Below are 20,783 nucleotides of genomic sequence, written 5' to 3' on the forward strand. Positions count from 1 at the left end.
GCTTCCGCGCATCGGCGTGTCGCTCAACCTTGCGGCCCAAAGGTGGAAATGCGCTGGTTGCGGACCGGGCCGAGGGTTCGTGATGGGAGGCGTTCTCGTCGATCTGCCCGGGCCACCGGTCCCGGGGCGCTTCCCGCTGGAGGTTCCACCATGCGTGCTTTCCGCGCTCTTACCGTGACCGCGGCGGCCACCTGCGCCGCCATCGCTCTCAGTGCTCCATTCGCCTCCGCGAACCCCGCGGGCGGCCCGCCCTCGGGCGGCAACGGCGGGCCCAGCAACGTCACGGTCAACCCGTACTCCGTGCACCAGGGCTCCACGATGCAGGTCAGCGCGGCCGGCTGCGGCCACGGCGGCATCGTCTTCTCGCACGGCAACTTTCCGCAGACGAACCTGTCGGCCGGCTCCATCGGCTTCGCGACCGTCCGGATCTTCAACCACGCCTCGCCCGGGCACCAGACGCTGTCGGTCAAGTGCCACGACAACAGTCTGGTCGCCACGCACCGCTTCACGATCCTCGACGGCCGCGGCGCCCAGGGCGGCATCGGCGGCTCGCTGGGTCCGTCCGCCACCGAGACCGCCATCGGCGCGAGCCTCGTCGGCGCCGCGGCCCTCGGTGCCGGTGCCCACGTGATGCGTCGTCGGCGCCCGATCAGCGGCCGGGCCTGACCGGCCGACCTCCCCGGTCGGCCCGGACAACCGCCGGTCGCCCCGTGTCCTGGCCAGGACACGGGGCGACCGGCGGTTCGGGGAGATCGAGCAGGGGCGGACCTGTGGCGGAACGCGGCCGGTGGCGGAACGCGCTCAGTGGATGCGGCGGATGTCGCGGCGGCGCAGGGCGAAGCCGAGACCGACCAGCCCGCCGAGGACGAGCCCCGCGCCGACGCCCAGTTCCAGGGGATCGAGCCCGGCCACGCTGCCACCGAGACCGCCACGGACACCGAGGACGGTGCTGCGCGAAGCACCCGTACCGGTGCCGGCGCTGGCCCCCGTACTCCTGCCGGTTCCCACGCCGGCGCTCGTCCGGGAACCGACCGTGGAGCTGGTCGTGGGCTTGCCGGTGCCGCCCGTGATGGTGAGGTCGGCCGAGCCGGTCTCGCCCGCGCAGGTGAAGGAGACGGAGTACTGGGCTCCGCGCCGCGCGTCCCGGTCCACGGTGACCCGTGCGGTCTTGCCCCGGTCGATGCTCACGGTGTCGAAGACACCGGAGGAGACGGTGGCGAAGGCGGCGTTGCAGCCGGTGACGGACAGCACCACTTGGCCGCCGGGGGCGACCGTCGAGGGGGTGATGGCGAAACCGAACGAGGTGATGGGCGCGGCTTCGGCCGCGCTCGCTGCGGGCGCGGCGACCGCGCCGAAGACGAGGAGGGCGCCCGCAGCGGCGGCGCCCAACAGGGCTGTGGGGGAGGTGCGTATCGCGCCCATGGTTGATTCTCCGGATCCCCGAGGAGCAGCCGCGGAACGGTTTCCGCACGTGGGGTGTCGTGCGCCTCGATGTCCGCCACGCTAGGTCCGGGCGCGGTGACCCGCGATCAGGAACGGGCGAATGGGGCATAGCGGTAGGCCAAACCGGGGACCGGGGCCCCACCCCCGGTTTGCCGGGGCCCGACGGATTGCGGCCGGGCCCCGACGGGAAGCGGGGCGGGGTCAGTCGCCCCGGCCCAGATGCGGGAACTGCGAGAAGAACGGCTCGGCGGTGGCGGCGATGCCCCGGCCGAAGGGCGCGTCGAAGTCCCAGATGAGGAACAGCAGGAACGCGATCAGCGCACTGAACAGCCCTGCCAGCAGCAGTTCCCGGAACGAGCGCCTGATCTGCAGGGTGAAGATCAGCCCCACGGTCACCAGGGCCCCGATGATCAGGCCGAACCAGACCACCCCGGGCATGGTGGCGCCGGCGCTCTGGCCGCGCGCGTTGCGCGCGTCGTCGACCACGGCGACCTGGTCCACGAGCGGCTGGTACGCCTGGCCCTCGTGGTCGGTCCGCGGTTCGTAGTCCGTCACATCGCGGCGGATGCGTTCCAGCAGCTCCCCGCTGCGGTCCGTCAGCTCGCCGTTCTCGGCCATCTCCTTCCATTCGGTGTCCACGACGTAGCTCACATAGGCGTCCACATCGGATCTGATCTTCTTGCGCACGTCGGCCGGATAGACCTCGGAGCGGACGCTGATCTCGTGCAGGGCCTGCGATTCCTGGCGCACGTACTCCTGGGCGGCCCCACGGCCCTCCCAGACGCCGGCGATCGCCAGGCCCAGCACGATCGCGTAGATCACGCCGATCATCATCGTCATGTACTCGATGACGTCCGGGGTCTCACTGGGATCGTCGTCCTCACCGATCCGGCGCTGGTTGAAGAAGGCGATGGACAGCACCACGGCGCACGCCGCGGCCATCGCCAGGGACAGGACGAGCCATTCCGACAAGATGACTCCCAATCGATTACGGGGTTGGAATGCGCGGGCTCTAGCGCGGGCGAAGCGCGACGATCGCGAGCACCGCGGGGATCGCGGTCATCAAGGTGAAGGTCACCGGTGAGATGTGGTGCTCGACCGGCTTGCGGACCGCCGCGTGGTACATGGGGCGCGCGACCGGCTTCTTGGGCGCGGCCGCGGTGATCACCTCGGGCGGCGCCGGCGGTGCGGGTGGCTTCGGGGCGGGTTTCGGGGCCGGCTCGGGCACCGGCTTGGGCACTGGCTTCGGGGCCGGGGGAGCGGGGGCCGGGCGTACGGGAGGCGGTGCCGGTTCGGGGGGCTTCGGCACCGGCGTCGGAGCGGGAGGTGGCGGGGGTGGCGGCGGCGTCGGGGTGGGCGTCGGCTTCGGGGGTGGCGGCGGAGGGGGTTTGGGCGTGGGCTTGGGCGGGCACGGCGGGGGAGGCGGCGGCGGGCAGGGAGGATGCCCATGGTGGCCTCCGCCGTGGTGGCCCCCTGGGCCGTGATGGTGGCCGTGACCGGGGATTCCGTTCCCGCCCGGTCCCCCGTGGTTGCCGCGATCGCCCTGGCTGCCCCGGTTGCCGTAGTCGCCCGGGCGGCCCGGTTCGCCGTGACGTCCGCCACCTCGGATGCCCCCGGCCGCACCGCCGAAGGCGGTCGCGGCCGCCCTGACGGCGCCCGCCCCGTCGTCGGCGTCGATCGTCGCGTATGCGCTGCTATCGGCCATGGCCGGTGTCGCGGACAGCGCCGCCCACAGGAGGACCGGGACTGCCAGCAGGCGCCTGGAAGAGGCTCTTTTCACCCGGGGATCATGGGGTCGCGCGCGCTCGCGCGAGGGACGGTTGACCTCGGTTCGCCTGAACGGGTGAGGCTTTGGCTACAGAGGTTTGAGCCAGTTTTGGATCGTGACCGATCGCTCACCGACCTTTTCCTAAAAGGTATTTGTCGGTTTCGGTCAATGTCAGGGCGTAGCTCGCCCGGCCTTTGGCGTGTGACGAAGAACGGATCGCCAATTTCCGCTTTTGCTCGCTCCGTTGGGCAATGATCAGTACATTCGGCTCGGACAGGAGTCCGACCCGTCCGGACCGCTGCAGGATCAAGGTTTGGAGACCCCGATGGAGCGCCCCTCCTGGGCCCCGCCAGGCATCGACATATCGGTGCCGAGCGTGTCCCGCATCTACGATTACTACCTGGGCGGCTCCCACAATTTCGAGGTCGACAGGCAGGCGGCCCGTCGGGCCATGGAATTCCTGCCGGGCTTGCCCAAGATCATGCAGGCCAACCGGGCATTCATGCGCCGTGCCGTCCGCTACGCCGTCTCCGAGGGCGTGACGCAGTTCCTCGACATCGGCTCCGGCATCCCCACCTTCGGCAACGTCCACGAGGTCGCCCAGGCCGCCAGCCCCGAGGCGCGCGTGGTCTACGTCGACCACGACCCGGTGGCCGTCGCCCACAGCCAGGCCGTCCTGGCCGGCACCGTCCGGACCGGGGTCGTCGCCGCCGACCTGCGCAAGCCCCAGGACATCCTGTCCGCGCCCGAGATCGGGCAGGTCCTCGATCTGAGCCGTCCGGTCGCCCTGATGCTGGTCGCCGTCCTGCACTTCATGGAGGACGCGGACGATCCCTACACCGCCGTCGCCCAGCTGCGCGACGCGCTGGCCCCCGGCAGCCTGCTGATCCTCACGCACGCCTCGTACGGGGGGATCCCGATCTCGGAGGAGGTCGCCGGCGGCGCCGTCGGCGTCTACCGGGACATCCGCAACCCGCTCGTCATGCGGGACGCGGAGCAGATCCGGCGCTTCTTCGACGGCTTCGGCCTGATCGAGCCGGGGCTGGTGTCGATGCCCGACTGGCGGCCCGACACCACCGGTGGGCCGGAGGGCGATGCCCCGGGCGAGGACCCGTACGCCTTCTCGGGCTTCGCCGGCGTGGGACGCAAGGCGTGAGACTGCCCGCGCAGACGGCGGGCGAGACGGTCGCGGGCGACACGGCCGCGCCGCACGGCGGTCTGGAAGACCGGATCGGACGGTTCGCGACCATCTGGGGGAGAGCGATCTTCCCGGTCACCGCGACCTCGCTCACCCGCGCCGAGTTCGAACGCCACCTCGTGCCGCTCACCCGCACCCTCGTCGACGCCCTGCGCGCCCGGCCCTTCGACTCCTCCGCCGGCCAGCGGGTCGGGCAGGAACTCGTGGCGGTCCACTGCACCGACCCGGAGGCACTGGCCGGCACGCTGGGCGTCGTCGAGTCGTACCTGGTGCTGTACTGCGGTCCGGGCGGCCCCGACGCCGAGAGCGTCGAGGGAACCGAGGAGTACCGGTCCCGCTGCGCCCGCCTCCAGCACGGCATCGCCGCCGGATTCGCCCGCGCACTGCGCGAGCGCACCCTCAAGGAGCAGGAGGCCATCGCCCGCTCCGCTCTGACCGCCCGTATAGACGCCCAGCAGGCGCTGCACGCGAGCGAGGAACGCTTCCGGGCGGTCTTCGAGGGGGCGGCCATCGGGATCGGCATCGCCGACCTGGAGGGCAACGTCCTGGAGATCAACGACGCGCTGCTCCAGATGTTCGGCGGCATGGACGGGCACGTCCGGGGCCGCAACGTCAGCGAATGGAGCCACCCCGACGACACCCCGCACGTCTGGCGGATGTACGGGGAGCTCGTGCGCGGCGAACGCGAGAGCTACCGCGTCGAGAAGCCGTACTACCGGCACGACGGGACCGTGCTGTGGACCAACCTGACGGTCTCGCTGCTGCGTGACGCCGGGGGCGTGCCGCAGTACCAGCTGGCCCTGATGGAGGACACCACCGAGCGCCGGCTGCTGAACCTGCGCCTGCGCTACGAAGCCACCCACGACGCACTGACGGGCCTGCCCAACCGGACGCTCTTCTTCGAACGCCTCGCGAAGGCCTTGAGCGGCGCCGGCGGCTCCCGCTTCGGCCTCTGCTACCTGGATCTCGACGGTTTCAAGGCGGTCAACGACAGCCTCGGCCACTCTGCCGGCGACCGGCTGCTGGTCGAGGTCGCCGACCGGCTCCAGAGCTGCGCGACCGGACCGGGCGAGGTGGTCGCCCGGCTCGGCGGCGACGAGTTCGTGGCGCTGACCACCGGCCCCGACACCGAGGAGAAGGCCACCGAACTCGCCGTCCGGATCCTCTCCGCCCTCTCCGTCCCGATCCGGCTGGACGGCCGTGAGCTGACTGTCCGGGGCAGCATCGGCATCGTCGAGGGCCCCGCGCGTGAGCGCACCCCCGCGGAGGTCCTGCGCAGCGCCGACATCACGATGTACCGGGCCAAGGCGGCCGGCGGCAACCGCTTCGAGTTCGCCGACGCCGCGGCCGACGCGCGAGCGATCACCCGGCACGGGCTGACCAACGCCCTCCCGGCGGCGCTGGAACGCGGCGAGTTCTTCATCGAGTACCAGCCGCTGGTCCACATGCACGACGGCAGCGTGCACGGCGCCGAGGCGCTGGTGCGCTGGTCGCACCCGCAGCACGGTGTACTCGGTCCCGACCGGTTCATTCCGCTTGCCGAACGCACCGGGCTGATCGTGCCGCTCGGCCACTGGGTCCTGGAGGAGTCCGTCCGCCAGGCCCGCGCCTGGCAGCACCAAAAGGGCGGCGCCACCCTGCGGATCAACGTCAACCTGTCGCCGACCCAGCTGCACCACCCCGGTCTGGTCGCCGACACGATCCGCGTCCTGGAGTCCTCGGGCCTGTCTCCGGGCGCACTGTGCCTGGAGGTGACCGAGTCGGCCCTGATCGGCGCCGACGACGAACTCCTCGAACCGTTGCGCCGGCTCGCCGCCCTGGGCGTGGACATTGCCCTCGACGACTTCGGCACCGGCTACTCGAACCTGGCCAACCTGCGCCGCCTGCCCGTCAGTGTCCTGAAGCTGGACCGGTCCTTCACCAAGGGCATGCAGCAGCACCCGGCCAACCCGGTCGACGTCAAGATCGTGGAGGGCATCGTCGCCCTGGCCCACAGCCTTGAACTCGCCGTCACCGTGGAGGGTGTGGAGACCGGCGCCCAGGCCGCCCAGCTCCGAGCTCTCGGCTGCGATACGGCCCAGGGCTGGTACTACGCCCGCCCCGGTGCCGCCGACCGCATCCACAACCTGTCCCTGTCGGACGCGGTCCCCACCTCCTGAGTCCGGGCCGGCTGCCCGGATCCAGGTCGGCGGGGCCGGGCCGGTGCGGGCTGGTACTACGCCCGCCCCGGTGCCGCCGACCGCATCCACAACCTGTCCCTGTCGGACGCGGTCCCCACCTCCTGAGTCCGGGCCGGCTGCCCGGATCCAGGTCGGCGGGGCCTGGCCGGTGCGGTCCGGACCGTACCCGCCCGACCGCCGGCCGGGGTCATTCGAGGCCCGCCTCCGTCCCACGGCCCGGCTCGCGGACGGCCGCCAGCACCCGCTCGTAGCGCCGGGCCGTGTCGGCCAGGACTTCGGCGGCCACCGGAAGCCGCTCGGACTGGTAGGCGTCGAGGGCTCCTTCCCCGGCGGCCCCGCAGAGCGCGGAGGAGAGCGTCCGGCCGAGTGCGGCGGCGTCCTGGACGCCGGTGTTCATACCGAGCCCGCCGGCTATGGGATGGACGTGCGCCGCGTCCCCGGCGAGGAAGGCCCGCCCTTCGCGCATCCGGGTGGCCATGCGGACGTTGACCCGCCAGGCGGAGAGCCAGGTGGGCTCCGCGAGCCGGATCCCCGGGATCCGGGCGTGCCGGTCGAAGAGCCGCTGGAAGCTCTCCAGGGAGGGCGGCAGTGTCCCGCCCTTTCCGTCCCTCTCGGGCGCGGCCTGCAGCTGGAAGGTGTCCGTCCCCGGCATGGGGCAGAGCAGTATTCCGCCTCCTTCCGAGGTGAACCACTGGTGCCAGAACTCGCGGCTGAGCCCCGGTGCCCTGACGTCGCCTGGCACCATCGCCGGTTCCTCCTCCCCGTTCCCCTCGAAGGGGATGCCGAGAAGGCCGCGGGTGGCGCTGTGCCCGCCGTCGCACCCTGCGAGATATCCGGCCGCGATCACCGTGCCGTCCGCCAGCTCGGCGCGGACGCCGGCCGCGTCCTGTGTGATCTCCGCGAGCCGGGACCCGTACTCGACCTGTACGCCGAGCTCGGCCAGCCGGTTGCGCAGCGCCTCCTCGACCTGCCACTGCCCTATGAGCAGGCTGCCGCCGACGGCGGTGTCGTTAACGTGCTCCCCGTCGAAGTACTTGCGCAGCACCACGCCCTCGCTGCCTCTGGCCCTCATGGCCTCGGCCACGCCGAGTTCCTCGAAGACCTCGATGCTGTCGGGTTGCAGCCCCTTGCCGCGTGATTCGCGGTGCGGTGCCGAGCGGCTCTCCAGGATCCGCACCGCGATGCCCCGTCGGGCCAGGTCGCAGGCCAGCGTGAGCCCGGTCGGACCGGCGCCCACGACCAGTACGTCCAGCGGTCCCTGAGCCTTCGGCAGTCCCTGCACCGGGCCCTGCCCTTGCCCCCGCGTCGTGTCGGTCATCGGTGTCCCCTCGTCCCTTCGTCTCTTCGTCGCGTCGTTGTTTCAAGGAAAGCGCGCCAGACGAAAAAAAGCAACCCGGTTACAAAATTAACTGGGTCACTCATTCGTGTTATTCTGTGCGCATGGAAAACACGTCGGGTCTGCGCGAGAACAAGAAGCTCCGGACGCGCCGCCTGCTGGCGGCCACCGCGCTGGAACTCTTCCTGGAGCGCGGCTTCGACGCGGTCTCGGTGGCCGACGTCGCGGCCGCCGCCGAGGTCTCCAAGCCCACGCTGTTCCGGTATTTCCCCAGCAAGGAGGACCTGGTCCTCGACCGCTTCGCCGACCATCAGGACGAGGCCGCGCGCCTCGTGCGCGACCGGCCCGTGGGGGAGACCCCGGTGGCGGCCGTGCGCGCCCACTTCCTGGCGGCGCTCGCCGAGCGCGACCCGATCACCGGACTCTGCGACCACCCGAACGTGCTCGCCTTCCAACGCCTGCTCTACGGCACGGCCAGCCTCGAGTCCCGGATGGCTCACTACACGGCCCGCGAGGTGCAGCTGCTCGCCGCCGTACTGGAAGCCGAAGCGGTCGACCCGCTCACCGCCCGGCTGGCGGCCGGGTATCTGGTGGCGGCCCGGCAGGAGCTCGGCAGGGAGAACTGGCGCCGCATGGACGCCGGCCGAAGCGCGGACGAGGCCCACCCGGCCGCCGTGGCCGACGCCGAGCGCGCCTTCGCCCTCCTGTCGGGCGGCCTGGACCGATCCCTGCCCGCACGCCGGGCCTGACGCCGTGGCGAGAACGAACCGGAAGGTGAAGAAGCGGGGGCCGCCCTTCGGCCCGCCCACCGGCTTGGTGCTGATTGCCGAGCGGGGCGGTGCCGGGGCGGACGGCTGGCGGACCATGGCGGTCACCGAGAGCCCCGCCGGGATGGTGTGCGGCAGGCTCGCCGGTGTTCCCCCACCCCGACTCCGGGCAGGGGCCCGCAGGGGGCTACGGGGACTGAGGCGGGGGGAGACGAGAAGACGCGCTCAGCCCAGCAGGATGCGCTTGAGTTCTCGGGCGGCGCGTGGGGGTGCCACGTCCGTGCGGTGGGCCAGGGCGATCGTGCGGCGCAGCGGGGAGCCCGCCAGTGGCGTGGCGCGCAGGCCGGAGCTCGCGCGGCCGGCCACCATCGCCGGGACCACCGCGATGCCGAGCCCCGCGCGGACGAAGCCCAGTACGGCGTCCATCTCGCCGCCCTCCACCGTGAACACCGGCTCGAAGCCCTCGGCCCGGCAGGCCGCCACCGTCAGGTCCCGCAGGTCGTAGCCGTGCCGGAACATCACCATCGGCTCGTCGCGCAGCGCGGACACCGTGAGCGCACCGCCGCCCGCCGGGGGCGGGAGGGCGGCCGAGGAGACCACCACCAGATCCTCGGTCAGCAGCTCCACCGTGGTCAGTGCCGGAGCCGAGGGAGGCAGCGGCAGGGCGATCAGCGCGAGGTCCAGGGAGCCGCGCGCGAGTTCCCGTACGAGGTCCAGCGAACCGCTCTCCTCGATCAGCAGCTCGATCCCCGGATGGGAGGTGTGGAACGTGCGGAGCACGTCCGGCAGCAGGCCGGTACACAGGCTGGGGGTGGCCCCCAGCCGGATCCTGCCGCGCCGGAGCTGCGCCAGCTCCTGCACCTCCAGCCGTGCCGTGTCCGCGTCCGCGAGGATCCGCCGGGCCAGCGGCAGCAGGGTCTCGCCGGCATCGGTGAGCGTGATGTTCCCGCGCGCCCGGCTGAACAGTTCGGCGCCCAGCTCCCGTTCGAGCGCCTTGATCTGTTGCGACAGGGAGGGCTGGGCCACGTGCTCGCGTTCGGCCGCGCGCGTGAAGTGCCGGGTCTCGGCCACGGCGACGAAGTAGACCAGCTGCTGGAACTGCATGGCCTCAGGCTAGTGCTGTGGCCGGAAAGGTTTGCCGGGTCGCGGTGTCTGGTGCGGTGCATCGCAAGGCGGAGGACTGCGACCCGTACTGGACGTACCGGCGTGGTCCGACAACGCAGGGGGCACCTCCCCGCGGTAGCTGGGGGAGAGGTGCCGTGCCGGGCGCCGCGAGGCGGTGAACCTTCCCGGTCACAGCACCAGCTTCTCCATAGGCTGAACCTATTGACTTCAGCTCTCTCATGTCTTGGACCTTTCGGGACCTTAGTCCTTACGGTCAATGTCATGGCTTTGGCAACGCGGACGGGTCGACGGCCGTCCACCACGCGCACACTCTGGGACTCCTCCCTCGGCAAGAAGTCCGTGATGGCCGTCTCCGGCCTGATCATGCTCGGCTACCTCGTCGTGCACATGCTCGGCAACCTCAAGATCTTCTTCGGGGCGGACGAGTTCAACGGCTACGCGCACTGGCTCCGCACCCTCGGCTCGCCCTTCCTGCACCACGAGTGGGCCCTGTGGATCGTGCGCGTGGCCCTGCTCGCGGCCGTCGTCGCGCACGGGGTCTGCGCGTACCAGCTCAGCCGCCGCGACATCAGGGCGCGCCCGGTGCGGTACGCCCACAAGCGCCGCCGCGCGAGCTACGCCACGCGCACCATGCGCTGGGGCGGCACCATCCTCGCCCTCTTCATCGTCTGGCACCTGCTCGACCTCACCACGCTCACCGTGAACGAGCGGGCCTGGGCCGGGCACCCGTACGAGAACGTCCTCGCCACCTTCTCCACCTGGTACGGCAACACCATCTACCTCGTGGCGATGGCCGCCCTCGCACTGCACGTCCGCCACGGCTTCTGGAGCGCCGCCCAGACCCTCGGCGCGGGCAACGCCCGGCGGGATCGGACCCTGAAGTTCCTGGCCAACGCCCTCGCCCTCGTCCTCTTCGCGGGCTTCGTGTCCGTACCCGTCGCCGTGATGACCGGAGTGGTGAGCTGACCGTGAGCGAGAACGTGAGCGAGAGCATGAGCACGAGTGCGTACACCGACTACACCACTGGGGCGCCGATCGCCGACGCCAAGGCCCCCGAAGGCCCCATCGCGGAGCGCTGGGACCGCCGCCGCTTCGAGGCGAAGCTGGTCAACCCGGCCAACCGGCGGGGTCACACCGTCATCGTCGTCGGTACCGGCCTCGCCGGCGGAGCCGCCGGCGCCACCCTCGCCGAACAGGGCTACCACGTCGTCCAGTTCTGCTTCTCCGACTCCCCGCGGCGCGCCCACTCCATCGCCGCCCAGGGCGGCATCAACGCGGCCAAGAACTACCGCAACGACGGCGACTCCGTACACCGCCTCTTCTACGACACCGTCAAGGGCGGGGACTTCCGCGCCCGCGAGTCCAACGTCCACCGCCTCGCGCAGATCTCCGTGGAGATCATCGACCAGTGCGTGGCCCAGGGCGTTCCCTTCGCCCGCGAGTACGGCGGCCTCCTCGACACCCGCTCCTTCGGCGGAGTCCAGGTCTCCCGCACCTTCTACGCCCGCGGCCAGACCGGACAGCAGCTGCTGCTCGGCGCCTACCAGGCGCTCGCGCGGCAGATCGCCGCCGGCAACGTGGAGATGCACGCCCGCACCGAGATGCTCGACCTGATCACCGTCGACGGAGTGGCCCGCGGCATCGTCGCCCGGGACCTGGTCACCGGCAAGATCGACACCTATTACGCGGACGCCGTGGTCCTCGCCAGCGGCGGATACGGCAACGTCTTCTACCTCTCCACCAACGCCATGAACTCCAACGCGACCGCCGTCTGGCGGGCGCACCGGCGCGGCGCCTACTTCGCCAATCCCTGCTTCACCCAGATCCACCCCACCTGCATCCCGCGCACCGGCGACCACCAGTCCAAGCTCACCCTGATGAGCGAGTCCCTGCGCAACGACGGCCGCATCTGGGTCCCCAAGGCCAAGGGCGACACCCGCCCCGCCGCCGACATCCCCGAGGCGGAGCGCGACTACTACCTGGAGCGGATCTACCCCTCCTTCGGCAACCTCGTGCCCCGCGACATCGCCTCCCGCGCGGCCAAGAACGTCTGCGACGAGGGCCGCGGCGTCGGCCCCGGCGGCCAGGGCGTCTACCTGGACTTCGCCGAGGCGATCCGCCGCATGGGCAAGGAGAAGGTCGCCGAGAAGTACGGCAACCTCTTCGACATGTACGCGCGGATCACCGCGGAGGACCCGTACGAGGTGCCCATGCGGATCTATCCCGCCGTGCACTACACGATGGGCGGCCTGTGGGTGGACTACGACCTCCAGACCACCGTCCCCGGCCTGTTCGCGATCGGCGAGGCCAACTTCTCCGACCACGGTGCCAACCGCCTCGGCGCCTCCGCCCTCATGCAGGGCCTCGGCGACGGCTACTTCGTGCTGCCCGCGACCATCAACGACTACCTGGCCCGCCGCCACACCATGGACGACATCGGCCCCGTCGACGACACCCACCCCGAGGTCGCGGCAACCGTCCGCGAGACCCGCGACTGCCTCGCCAAGCTGCTCGCCGTCGACGGGGACCGCACCCCGGACTCCTTCCACCGCGAGATCGGTGAACTGATGTGGGAGTACTGCGGGATGGCCCGGACCGAGGAGGGCCTGCGCAAGGCCCTCGCCCGGATCCCCGAGATCCGCGAGGAGTTCTGGCGGCGGATCAAGGTCCCGGGCAGCGGCGAGGAGTTCAACCAGTCGCTGGAGAAGGCCAACCGCATCGTCGACTACCTGGAGCTCGCCGAGCTGATGTGCCTCGACGCACTCCACCGAGCCGAATCCTGCGGCGGCCACTTCCGTGAGGAGTCCCAGACCCCGGACGGCGAAGCCGCCCGCCGCGACGAGGAGTTCGGGTACGCGGCAGCCTGGCAGTACACCGGAACCGGCGCCGCGCCCGTCCTGCACAAGGAAGACCTCGTCTTCGAGTACGTCCACCCCACCCAGCGGAGCTACGCATGAAGCTCACCCTGCGCGTCTGGCGCCAGAAGAACGCCGCCGTCCCCGGCGCGATGGCCTCGTACGAGGTCGACGGCATCTCGGAGGGCATGTCCTTCCTCGAGATGCTCGACGCCCTCAACGAGGACCTCATCCTGAGCGGAGAGGACCCGGTCGCCTTCGACCACGACTGCCGCGAGGGCATCTGCGGCGCGTGCAGCCTCGTCATCAACGGCGACGCCCACGGGCCCGAGCGCACCACGACCTGCCAGCTCCACATGCGCTCCTTCTCCGACGGCGACACCATCGACGTCGAACCCTGGCGGGCCTCGGCCTTCCCCGTCGTCAAGGACCTCGTCGTCGACCGCGGGGCCCTCGACCGGGTCATCCAGTCAGGCGGCTACATCACCGCCCCGACCGGCTCCGCCCCCGAAGCGCACGCCACGGCCGTCCCCAAGCCCGACGCCGACTTCGCCTTCGAGCACGCGGAGTGCATCGGCTGCGGAGCGTGCGTGGCGGCCTGCCCCAACGGTTCGGCGATGCTCTTCACCTCCGCCAAGATCAACCACCTGAACGTGCTCCCGCAGGGTTCGCCGGAGCGTGAGACCAGGGTCCTGGACATGGTGGCCACGATGGACGCCGAGGGCTTCGGTGGGTGCACCCTGACCGGCGAGTGCGCCACGGCCTGCCCCAAGGGCATCCCGCTTCCTTCGATCGCCGCGATGAACAAGGAGTGGCTGCGGGCGGTCCGCCGAGGCCCCCGCTGACCTGTCGGTCTCACAGGCCCGGCCCGCCGGGCACGGCCACGACGCGTCCGCCGATCGGATGATCGCAGCGGCCTCCGCCGCGCCGTGGCCGGCCGCCCTCCCGGGCATGGGTGACAGTGGGCCCATGCCCCGACCCCCCACCGGAACCGGCCCGCGCCGCCGCACCGTGCTGGCCGCCGCCCTCGCCCCGCTGGCGGCGGCCGGCTGCGCCGGGGAGGAACGCCCCCGGACCCCGCACCCCGGCCCCGAGGCCGCCAAGGACGCGCTGGTCATGCTCATCCGGCACGCGGAGAAGCCGTACGCCGGGGACACCGGCGAGGACGACGAGGGCAACGAGCACCCCGGCTTCCTCGCCGTCCGGGGCCGCCGACGCGCCCAGGAGCTGCCGGCCCTCTTCCCGCCCGCCCGGGGCGCCACCCTGCCCCGGCCCGGGGCCGTTTTCGCGGCCGGCGGCAAGGCGGGGGCGCCCGCGCGGTGCCGCCAGACCGTCGAGGCGCTCGCCACCGCCTTGGGCACTCCCGTCCGCGCGGAGTTCGCCGTCGGAGCCGAGCCCGCTCTGGCCCGGTCGGTGCTGGCCGCGCGGATGCCGGTACTGGTCTGCTGGGAGCACCAGGGGATGCCCCGCCTGATCAGGGGCCTCGGCGCGCAGGACGTACTGGGCCTGCCGGCCGCCTGGCCCGACCGCTACGACCTGGTGTGGATGTTCACCCGCAGACAGGGCGCGTGGAGCTTCCGCGAGCTTCCGCAGCACCTGCTCCAAGGTGACGCATAGAGGGTGTCGGGCCGCCGTGAGTACCGTGCGGTACGGGCGTACTCTGAGAAGTGGACTCGGGGCAGCTGTGTGCCGGGAGGTTAACGATCATGACTGGAATCGTGCGAAGAGGCTTCGATTCCGCTGACGAGACACGCAGGTTCGAGGACGGCAAGGGCAGGCTCGATCTGCTCAACACCGATAGCGGTCCGGTCGGCAGGGCCGTGTTCGAACCCGGATGGCAGTGGTCGCAGCACATCAAGCCCATTGCGGGAACAGACAGTTGTGAGGCCGCCCATGTGGGTTACATCGTCAGCGGCCGGATGAAGGTCGTCATGGACGACGGCGACAGCATCGAGGCGCAGCCCGGGGACTTCATCCAGATCGACCCCGGCCACGACGCCTGGGTGCTCGGCGAAGAGCCGTGCGTCGTCCTGGACTGGCAGGGCTACGGAGACTTCGCCAAGGCCGCCGACGCGTGAGCGCGCCCAGCCCGGCCGTGTGACTACCGGCCCGCCGTGAGGGCCCGCGCCAGATAGGCCGCCGTACGGCTGCCCGCGGCGCGGGCCACCTCGGCCGGGGTGCCCGCGGCCACCACTCGGCCGCCGTCCCCGCCGCCCCCCGGCCCCAGGTCGATGACCCAGTCGGCGCCCGCCACCACCGCCATGTCGTGCTCCACGACCACCACCGAATGTCCGGCGTCCACCAGACCGTGCAACTGCCGCAGCAGTACCGTGACATCGGCGGGATGGAGTCCCGTCGTCGGCTCGTCCAACAGGTACAGGGTGTGGTCGCGGCGCGTTCGCTGGAGCTCCGTGGCCAGCTTGATGCGCTGCGCCTCGCCGCCCGACAGCTCCGTGGCGGGCTGCCCGAGCCGCAAGTACCCCAGGCCGATGTCCGCCAGCGCTCCGAGGCTGCGGGCTGCCGCCGGGACCCCGGCGAAGAAGGCCCCCGCCGACTCCACCGTCAGGGCCAGTACCTCCGCGATGTTCAGTCCTGAGTAACGGACCTCCAGGGTCTCGGAGTTGTACCGGGCACCCGCGCACTGGGGGCAGGGGGCGTACGTACTGGGCAGGAACAGCAGCTCCACCGAGACGAAGCCCTCGCCCTGGCAGGACTCGCACCGCCCGCCCGGCACGTTGAAGGAGAAGCGGCCCGCCTTCCAGCCCCGCGCCCTCGACTCCGGCGCCGCCGTGAACAGCCGGCGCACCACGTCGAACAAGCCCGTGTAGGTGGCCAGGTTGGAGCGCGGGGTCCGGCCGATCGGCTTCTGGTCCACCTCGACGAGCCGCCGTACCTGGAACTCCGGGTCCGCCAGCCGTTCGTGGACCTCCCGCGCGAGCGCCTGGCCCACCAGTGTGGACTTTCCGGACCCCGAGACCCCGGTCACGGCCGTGAACACCCCGAGCGGGAACTCCGCCGCCACGTCCCGCAGGTTGTGCCGGTCGACACCGCTGAGCCGCACGGACCCGGTCGCCTTCCGCACGGCCCGCGAGCTCCACTCGTCCGGCCCCCGCGTCCCGAACAGGTGCGGGGCCGTCGCCGAATCCGCCACCGCGGCCAGGCCTTCCGGCGGCCCGCTGTGCAGCACCCGTCCGCCGTGCTCCCCGGCCAGCGGACCGACCTCCACCAGCCAGTCCGCGTGCCGTACCACGTCGAGATCGTGCTCCACCACGAACACCGTGTTCCCGGCTTCCTTGAGCCGGTCCAGGACGCCGAGGAGTGCCTGCGTATCGACCGGGTGCAGCCCCGCCGACGGCTCGTCCAGTACGTACACCACCCCGAACAGCCCCGAACGCAACTGCGTCGCCAGCCGCAGCCGTTGCAGCTCGCCCGCCGACAGGGTCGGGGCTCCGCGGTCCAGACTCAGATAGCCCAGACCCAGTTCGGTGACCGGGCCGATCCGGGAGCGCAGGTCCTCCGTCAGCACCCGGGCCGCCTCACCGCCGCCGTGGGCGCCGGCCAGTACCCCGTCCAGTTCTGTCAGCGCCAGCGCCGCCAGCTCCGCGATCGTACGGCCCGCGAAGGTCACGGCCAGCGCCTCGGGACGCAGCCGCCTGCCCTCGCACACCGGGCACGGCGAATCCGCGAGGAACTTCTCCGCGCGGGCCCGCAGGGTGGTGCTCTTGCTGTCCGAGAAGGTCCGCATCACGTACCGGCGGGCGCTCATGTACGTGCCCTGGTAGGGCCGTTGGATCCGGCCGGCGTCCCGCACCGGATGCACCGTCACCACCGGCTGCTCCTCGGTGAACAGGATCCACTCCCGGTCCGCCGCGGGAAGCTCCCGCCAGGGCGCGTCCACGTCGTGGCCGAGTGCCTCCAGGATGTCGCGCAGGTTCTTGCCCTGCCAGGCGCCGGGCCAGGCCGCGATGGCACCCTGACGGATCGACAGGCCCGGCTCGGGCACCAGCAGTTCCTCGCTCGTTCGGTGCACGCGTCCCAGGCCGTGACAGGAAGGGCAGGCCCCGGCCGCGGTGTTGGGGGAGAAGGCGTCGGAGTCCAGGCGTTCGGCGCCCGGCGGGTAGGAGCCCGCCCGCGAGTACAGCATCCGTAGCGAGTTGGACAGCATGGTCACCGTCCCGACCGAGGACCGCGAGCCGGGGGAGGAGCGCCGTTGCTCCAGCGATACGGCCGGCGGGAGCCCGGTGACGGAGTCGACCTTCGGCACGCCGATCTGGTGGATCAGGCGGCGGGCGTACGGTGCCACGGACTCGAAGTACCGCCGCTGGGCCTCGGCGAAGAGCGTGCCGAAGGCCAGCGAGCTCTTCCCGGAGCCGGAGACGCCGGTGAACACGGTCAGCGCGTCCCGCGGAATGTCCACGTCGACCCCGCGCAGGTTGTGCTCCCGGGCGCCGCGGACGCGAACGTAGGGATCGTGGGCGTGCGGGACTGCGGGCTGGTGCATTCGTCCTACTTTAGTATCCGGAACGGACGGACTGCCCCACGAGGTCGGCAGGCCCGGGGCCCGAGCCCTCCGCGAGGCCGGCTAGCCGGGCGAGCCGGGCGAAGGAGTCCAGCAGCGCCGTCCGGTCGTACGTGGACGTGGTGACCAGCAGCTCGTCCGCCCCGGTCAGCTCCGCGACCTCGGCCAGCTCCGCCGCGACCTGCTCCTGTGTGCCGTGGATGTGCCCGGCGAGTGCGCCCTCGTACAGCTCCCGCTCCTTGGGGCTCATGGCGAGGGCCTCGACCTCCTCGGCCGGGCGGAGCGGCGGGAAGCTGCCCCGGGTGCGGGAGTGGGCGACCGCCCAGGCCTCCGGCACCAGGATCCGTCGGGCCGCCTCGGCGGTGGCGGCCACCGCGACCGTCCCGGAGGCGATGACGTACGGCCGCGCCCCCCAGGGGGAGGGCCGGAACTCCTGGCGGTACGCCGTGATGATCTCCCGGACCCGGTCCCGGGTCCGCAGGTCCCCGACGACCAGGGGCAGCCCGGCGCGGGCCGCGATGGCCGCCCCCTCGCCGGTGGCCAGCACGTACGCGGGGATCCGCAAGCCCTCCGCAGGACGGGCGTGCACCTCGGGGTGCGCCCGCTGGGAGCCGTCGAACCAGCCAGCAGCTCCGCGAGCTGCTCCTCGAACCGGTCGGCGTCGGCGGTGTCCCGTCCGAGCGCGCGGCGGATCCCGCCGGTGAAGCCGACCGAACGGCCGAGCCCCATGTCGATCCGGCCGGGGAAGAGGGATTCCAGGACCCCGAACTGTTCCGCGACGACCAGCGGCTGGTGGTTGGGCAGCATCACGCCGCCGGTGCCGACACGGATCCGGCCGGTCGCTCCGGCCACGGCGGCGGCGAGCACGGTGGGCGCGGATCCTGCGACCCCGGGCACGCTGTGGTGCTCGGAGACCCAGAACCTGCGGTATCCGAGCCGCTCGGCGGCGCGGGCGAGCTCCACGGTGTCCCGCAGGGCCTGCGCGGCGGGGCGCCCTTCGCGGGTGCGGGACCGGTCGAGTATCGAGAGTGTGCGGATCACACTTTGGTCAACGCGCGGAGGGCGTCAGGATTCCCGGGGCGGACCGCGGGGCAGGCCGTGGAGCGGTCGTACTGGGGCCGTCGGGGGTGGCCGGTGGCGACTCCTCGGCGGTCCGGCCGGGGTATCCCGGGGGCCGTTCGTTGGGCCGTCGCTGCTTAGGCTGGCGGGGTGACCGAGAATCAGAACCGCAGGCCCCTGGCCGTTTTCGACATCGACAACACTCTGGCCGACACCGCCCACCGCCAGCACTTCCTGGAGCGCCGGCCGCGCGACTGGAGCGGCTTCTTCGGCGCGGCCCCGGCCGATCCGCCCCTCGCCCGCGGGATCGCGCTCGCCGTGGAGAGCGCGGACGACTGCGAGGTCGCGTACCTCACCGGCCGCCCGGAGCGGTGCCGCGCGGACACGGAGGACTGGCTCGCCGGGAACGGGCTGCCCGAGGGACGGCTGTGGATGCGCGGGAACCAGGACCGGCGGCCGGCCCGGACGACCAAGCTCGAGGTCTTGCGGCGGATCTCGCGGGGCCGCGAGGTACGGATGCTGGTGGACGACGACGAGCTGGTGTGCCAGGCGGCGCGCGCGGCGGGGTACCGGGTGGTCCTGGCGGACTGGGCGGCGGACGCGCCGGAGCTCAAGGACGCGCAGGAGGGCGAGGGGCGCACCTGAGGGCCTGAGGGTGCGTGCTGGATCCGGAGCCCTCGGGCGGGCCCGGTCCTCGGGCTCCAGCGCCCTCGGGCGGGCCCGGTCCTTGGGCTCCAGCGCCCTCGGGTGGGCCCTGCCCTCGGGCGGGCCCGCCGGGGAGCCCCGTAGGGGTCCGGGAAGCCTCAGGCCTCGGCTTCGCCGTCGAGCCGGAAGCCGACCTTGATGCCCACCTGGTAGTGCGCGATCTCGCCGTTCTCGATGTGTCCTCTGATCTGGACGACCTCGAGCCAGTCCAGATTGTGCAGCGTCTCGCTCGCGCGGGCGACGCCGTTGCGGATGGCCTGGTCGATGCCCTCGTGGGACGTGCCCACGATCTCGGTCACCCGGTACGTGTGATTGGACATGGGGGTCTCCCGACACTGGGTGGCTGTTGCCTTGTTCTACGGTGCCCCAGTAAGTCCGGGTCCGCGAACTTTGCGTGAACAATCCATAGCGGTACCCCCTTGACCCACCCATTGGTCTATGCCAATTTCAAGCCATCTGAGATCCATCCCCAGAAGGTGACCTTCGTGAAGATGCGCTTCCTTGCCGTGTCCACCGCTCTCGCGGCCGCGACCGCCCTCACCGGCTGCAGTCTCGCCGGATCGGCCGGTACGCAGAAGGTGACGCTCTGGCTGATGAAGGGCAGCGCCTCCGACGAGTTCATAGGCCAGTTCACCCGCACCTTCGAGGACGAACACCCCGATGTGGACCTCGAAGTGAAGATCCAGGAGTGGACGGGGATCGGCGACAAGGTCAACGCGGTCCTGGCCGGCGAGGGCGAGGAGAGCGCCGACGTCATCGAGGTCGGCAACACCCAGGTCGCCCAGTACCTCGAGGGCGACGGCGTCTCCGAAGTCACCCTGGAGGCCCTGCGCGAGTGGGGCGGCAAGGACTGGCTGAAGGGCCTCTCCGACCCCGGAAGCGTCAACGGCGCCCAGTTCGGCGTCCCATGGTACGCCGCCAACCGCGTGGTGATCTACAACAAGGACCTCTTCGCGAACGCCGGGATCAAGACGCCGGTCAAGACCCGCCAGGAATGGATCCAGGCCACGCAGAAGCTCGACAAGGGCAGCCAGCAGGGCATCTACCTCGCCGGGCAGAACTGGTACGTCCTCGCCGGGTTCGTCTGGGACGAGGGCGGCGAGCTCGCCGTCGAGGGCGGTGGCCAGTGGGTCGGCAGCCTCGACGACGAGAAGGCCCTGGCCGGAATGGAGTTCTACAGACAGCTCCAGGCGCTCGGCGACGGCCCCAAGGACGCCGACGAGGAGACGCCCCCGCAGTCCGACGTCTTCGCCCGCGGCGGGATCGCCCAGATCATCGCCCCGCCCGGCCAGGCCGCTGCCATCGAGGCCGCGAACCCGGCGCTCAAGGGCAAGCTCGGCTTCTTCCCGATCCCCGGCAAGACGGCCGACAGGGTGGGCTCGGTCTTCACCGGCGGCTCGGACCTGATCATTCCCGCCAGGACGAAGAACCGTAAGCAGGCCGTCGATGTGATCACGGCCCTGGTAAGCGAGAAGTGGCAGACCGAGCTCGCCCGCACGATGAGCTACGTACCCAACAAGACCAAACTCGCGCACGTGGTCCAGGGCAACGAAGGCGCCACGGCGATGGCCCCCGGCGCCGCCCAGGGCCGTGCCACCCCGAAGTCCCCCCGCTGGGCCGAGGTGGAGGCCAAGAACCCGATCAAGCCGTTCATGACGGCCGTCCTCAACGGCCAGGACCCCGGAAAAGCGGCGAAGGCGGCCTCCGACACCATCAGCAAGGTGCTCAGCTCCGACCGCTGACCCAGGGCGGGCGGGGGAGCGCGGCGGGTCCCGGTGGCCCGGCCCGGGCGGTGGCCGGCTGATCGTCGCCAACCACGTCTCCTGGC

The 20,783-nt window shown here is 71.7% G+C and carries 18 protein-coding genes and 1 pseudogene; 11 read left to right on the forward strand and 8 right to left on the reverse strand.

Annotated elements, in window-relative coordinates; translation table 11 throughout:
- Window positions 1–150: 150 nt before the first annotated feature.
- Window positions 151–666 (forward strand): hypothetical protein, encoded by a 516-nt coding sequence (locus OTB20_RS21245; protein WP_267756990.1) that lies wholly within the window; start codon window positions 151–153, stop codon window positions 664–666.
- A gap of 135 nt (window positions 667–801) precedes the next feature.
- Here OTB20_RS21245 and OTB20_RS21250 read toward each other — a convergent pair whose 3' ends face one another.
- From OTB20_RS21250 to OTB20_RS21260, 3 genes are all read right to left on the reverse strand, one after another.
- The gene (locus tag OTB20_RS21250; protein WP_267819704.1) at window positions 802–1,422 is read right to left on the reverse strand and encodes a hypothetical protein; all 621 of its coding nucleotides are present in this window, start codon (window positions 1,420–1,422) and stop codon (window positions 802–804) included.
- A 222-nt stretch (window positions 1,423–1,644) separates the two neighbouring features.
- Window positions 1,645–2,415: a DUF4239 domain-containing protein gene (locus tag OTB20_RS21255; RefSeq protein WP_267819705.1), complete on the reverse strand. Its 771-nt coding sequence runs from the start codon at window positions 2,413–2,415 to the stop codon at window positions 1,645–1,647.
- Window positions 2,416–2,455: 40 nt separating this feature from the next.
- Window positions 2,456–2,683: a hypothetical protein gene (locus OTB20_RS21260; protein ID WP_267819707.1), complete on the reverse strand. Its 228-nt coding sequence runs from the start codon at window positions 2,681–2,683 to the stop codon at window positions 2,456–2,458.
- Between the two features lie 853 nt (window positions 2,684–3,536).
- Here OTB20_RS21260 and OTB20_RS21265 point away from each other — a divergent pair.
- The gene (locus tag OTB20_RS21265; protein WP_267819709.1) at window positions 3,537–4,367 is read left to right on the forward strand and encodes an SAM-dependent methyltransferase; all 831 of its coding nucleotides are present in this window, start codon (window positions 3,537–3,539) and stop codon (window positions 4,365–4,367) included.
- Window positions 4,364–6,568 carry a putative bifunctional diguanylate cyclase/phosphodiesterase gene (locus tag OTB20_RS21270; protein ID WP_420716450.1) on the forward strand — a complete coding sequence of 735 codons (2,205 nt, stop codon included), beginning with the start codon at window positions 4,364–4,366 and terminating at the stop codon, window positions 6,566–6,568. Before OTB20_RS21265 ends, OTB20_RS21270 begins: the two co-directional genes overlap by 4 nt.
- Before the next feature lie 208 nt (window positions 6,569–6,776).
- On the opposite strand, the gene OTB20_RS21275 is transcribed toward OTB20_RS21270, so the two are convergent.
- Window positions 6,777–7,907, reverse strand: a complete 1,131-nt coding sequence (locus OTB20_RS21275; protein WP_267819711.1) for an FAD-dependent monooxygenase — start codon at window positions 7,905–7,907, stop codon at window positions 6,777–6,779.
- A gap of 122 nt (window positions 7,908–8,029) precedes the next feature.
- On the opposite strand from OTB20_RS21275, the gene OTB20_RS21280 reads away from it, so the two are divergent.
- A complete protein-coding gene (locus tag OTB20_RS21280; protein WP_267819712.1) occupies window positions 8,030–8,674 on the forward strand; it encodes a TetR family transcriptional regulator in 645 nt (214 codons plus the stop codon).
- 243 nt (window positions 8,675–8,917) lie between these two features.
- Here OTB20_RS21280 and OTB20_RS21285 read toward each other — a convergent pair whose 3' ends face one another.
- A complete protein-coding gene (locus OTB20_RS21285) occupies window positions 8,918–9,796 on the reverse strand; it encodes a LysR family transcriptional regulator (RefSeq protein ID WP_267819713.1) in 879 nt (292 codons plus the stop codon).
- 282 nt (window positions 9,797–10,078) lie between these two features.
- On the opposite strand from OTB20_RS21285, the gene OTB20_RS21290 reads away from it, so the two are divergent.
- The 5 genes from OTB20_RS21290 (at window position 10,079) to OTB20_RS21310 (ending at window position 14,750) form a co-directional block, all read left to right on the forward strand.
- On the forward strand, window positions 10,079–10,783 hold the full coding sequence (locus OTB20_RS21290) for a succinate dehydrogenase cytochrome b subunit (RefSeq protein WP_267819715.1): 705 nt from the start codon (window positions 10,079–10,081) through the stop codon (window positions 10,781–10,783).
- A gap of 26 nt (window positions 10,784–10,809) precedes the next feature.
- Window positions 10,810–12,774, forward strand: coding sequence for a fumarate reductase/succinate dehydrogenase flavoprotein subunit (locus OTB20_RS21295; protein ID WP_267819741.1), 1,965 nt, complete (start codon window positions 10,810–10,812; stop codon window positions 12,772–12,774).
- Window positions 12,771–13,517, forward strand: a complete 747-nt coding sequence (locus OTB20_RS21300) for a succinate dehydrogenase/fumarate reductase iron-sulfur subunit (RefSeq protein WP_267819717.1) — start codon at window positions 12,771–12,773, stop codon at window positions 13,515–13,517. Before OTB20_RS21295 ends, OTB20_RS21300 begins: the two co-directional genes overlap by 4 nt.
- A gap of 124 nt (window positions 13,518–13,641) precedes the next feature.
- Window positions 13,642–14,289 carry a hypothetical protein gene (locus tag OTB20_RS21305; RefSeq protein WP_267819719.1) on the forward strand — a complete coding sequence of 216 codons (648 nt, stop codon included), beginning with the start codon at window positions 13,642–13,644 and terminating at the stop codon, window positions 14,287–14,289.
- 89 nt (window positions 14,290–14,378) lie between these two features.
- Window positions 14,379–14,750 carry a cupin domain-containing protein gene (locus tag OTB20_RS21310; RefSeq protein WP_267758080.1) on the forward strand — a complete coding sequence of 124 codons (372 nt, stop codon included), beginning with the start codon at window positions 14,379–14,381 and terminating at the stop codon, window positions 14,748–14,750.
- Window positions 14,751–14,773: 23 nt separating this feature from the next.
- Here OTB20_RS21310 and OTB20_RS21315 read toward each other — a convergent pair whose 3' ends face one another.
- Window positions 14,774–17,173, reverse strand: a complete 2,400-nt coding sequence (locus OTB20_RS21315; protein WP_267819721.1) for an excinuclease ABC subunit UvrA — start codon at window positions 17,171–17,173, stop codon at window positions 14,774–14,776.
- Window positions 17,174–17,183: 10 nt separating this feature from the next.
- A pseudogene (locus tag OTB20_RS21320) lies at window positions 17,184–18,232 on the reverse strand (LLM class flavin-dependent oxidoreductase).
- Window positions 18,233–18,400: 168 nt separating this feature from the next.
- Here OTB20_RS21320 and OTB20_RS21325 point away from each other — a divergent pair.
- The gene (locus OTB20_RS21325) at window positions 18,401–18,895 is read left to right on the forward strand and encodes a hypothetical protein (RefSeq protein WP_267819723.1); all 495 of its coding nucleotides are present in this window, start codon (window positions 18,401–18,403) and stop codon (window positions 18,893–18,895) included.
- Between the two features lie 158 nt (window positions 18,896–19,053).
- Here OTB20_RS21325 and OTB20_RS21330 read toward each other — a convergent pair whose 3' ends face one another.
- Complete coding sequence (locus OTB20_RS21330; RefSeq protein WP_267758074.1) at window positions 19,054–19,275, reverse strand: dodecin; 222 nt, start codon at window positions 19,273–19,275, stop codon at window positions 19,054–19,056.
- Between the two features lie 165 nt (window positions 19,276–19,440).
- Between OTB20_RS21330 and OTB20_RS21335 the strand changes: the two genes are divergently transcribed.
- Window positions 19,441–20,697: an extracellular solute-binding protein gene (locus OTB20_RS21335; RefSeq protein ID WP_267819725.1), complete on the forward strand. Its 1,257-nt coding sequence runs from the start codon at window positions 19,441–19,443 to the stop codon at window positions 20,695–20,697.
- Window positions 20,698–20,783: the final 86 nt, after the last annotated feature.

Origin of the sequence: Streptomyces sp. H27-H1 (assembly GCF_026627445.1) — a bacterium.
In the GTDB taxonomy this organism is placed as follows: Bacteria; Actinomycetota; Actinomycetes; order Streptomycetales; family Streptomycetaceae; genus Streptomyces.

Coding starts and splice junctions, on each gene's coding strand:
- OTB20_RS21245 (WP_267756990.1), top strand. CDS start 151: ATGCGTGCTTTCCGCGCTCTTACCGTGACCGCGGCGGCCACCTGCGCC.
- OTB20_RS21250 (WP_267819704.1), bottom strand. CDS start 1,422: ATGGGCGCGATACGCACCTCCCCCACAGCCCTGTTGGGCGCCGCCGCT.
- OTB20_RS21265 (WP_267819709.1), top strand. CDS start 3,537: ATGGAGCGCCCCTCCTGGGCCCCGCCAGGCATCGACATATCGGTGCCG.
- OTB20_RS21275 (WP_267819711.1), bottom strand. CDS start 7,907: ATGACCGACACGACGCGGGGGCAAGGGCAGGGCCCGGTGCAGGGACTG.
- OTB20_RS21280 (WP_267819712.1), top strand. CDS start 8,030: ATGGAAAACACGTCGGGTCTGCGCGAGAACAAGAAGCTCCGGACGCGC.
- OTB20_RS21285 (WP_267819713.1), bottom strand. CDS start 9,796: ATGCAGTTCCAGCAGCTGGTCTACTTCGTCGCCGTGGCCGAGACCCGG.
- OTB20_RS21290 (WP_267819715.1), top strand. CDS start 10,079: ATGGCTTTGGCAACGCGGACGGGTCGACGGCCGTCCACCACGCGCACA.
- OTB20_RS21295 (WP_267819741.1), top strand. CDS start 10,810: ATGAGCACGAGTGCGTACACCGACTACACCACTGGGGCGCCGATCGCC.
- OTB20_RS21300 (WP_267819717.1), top strand. CDS start 12,771: ATGAAGCTCACCCTGCGCGTCTGGCGCCAGAAGAACGCCGCCGTCCCC.
- OTB20_RS21305 (WP_267819719.1), top strand. CDS start 13,642: ATGCCCCGACCCCCCACCGGAACCGGCCCGCGCCGCCGCACCGTGCTG.
- OTB20_RS21310 (WP_267758080.1), top strand. CDS start 14,379: ATGACTGGAATCGTGCGAAGAGGCTTCGATTCCGCTGACGAGACACGC.
- OTB20_RS21315 (WP_267819721.1), bottom strand. CDS start 17,173: ATGCACCAGCCCGCAGTCCCGCACGCCCACGATCCCTACGTTCGCGTC.
- OTB20_RS21330 (WP_267758074.1), bottom strand. CDS start 19,275: ATGTCCAATCACACGTACCGGGTGACCGAGATCGTGGGCACGTCCCAC.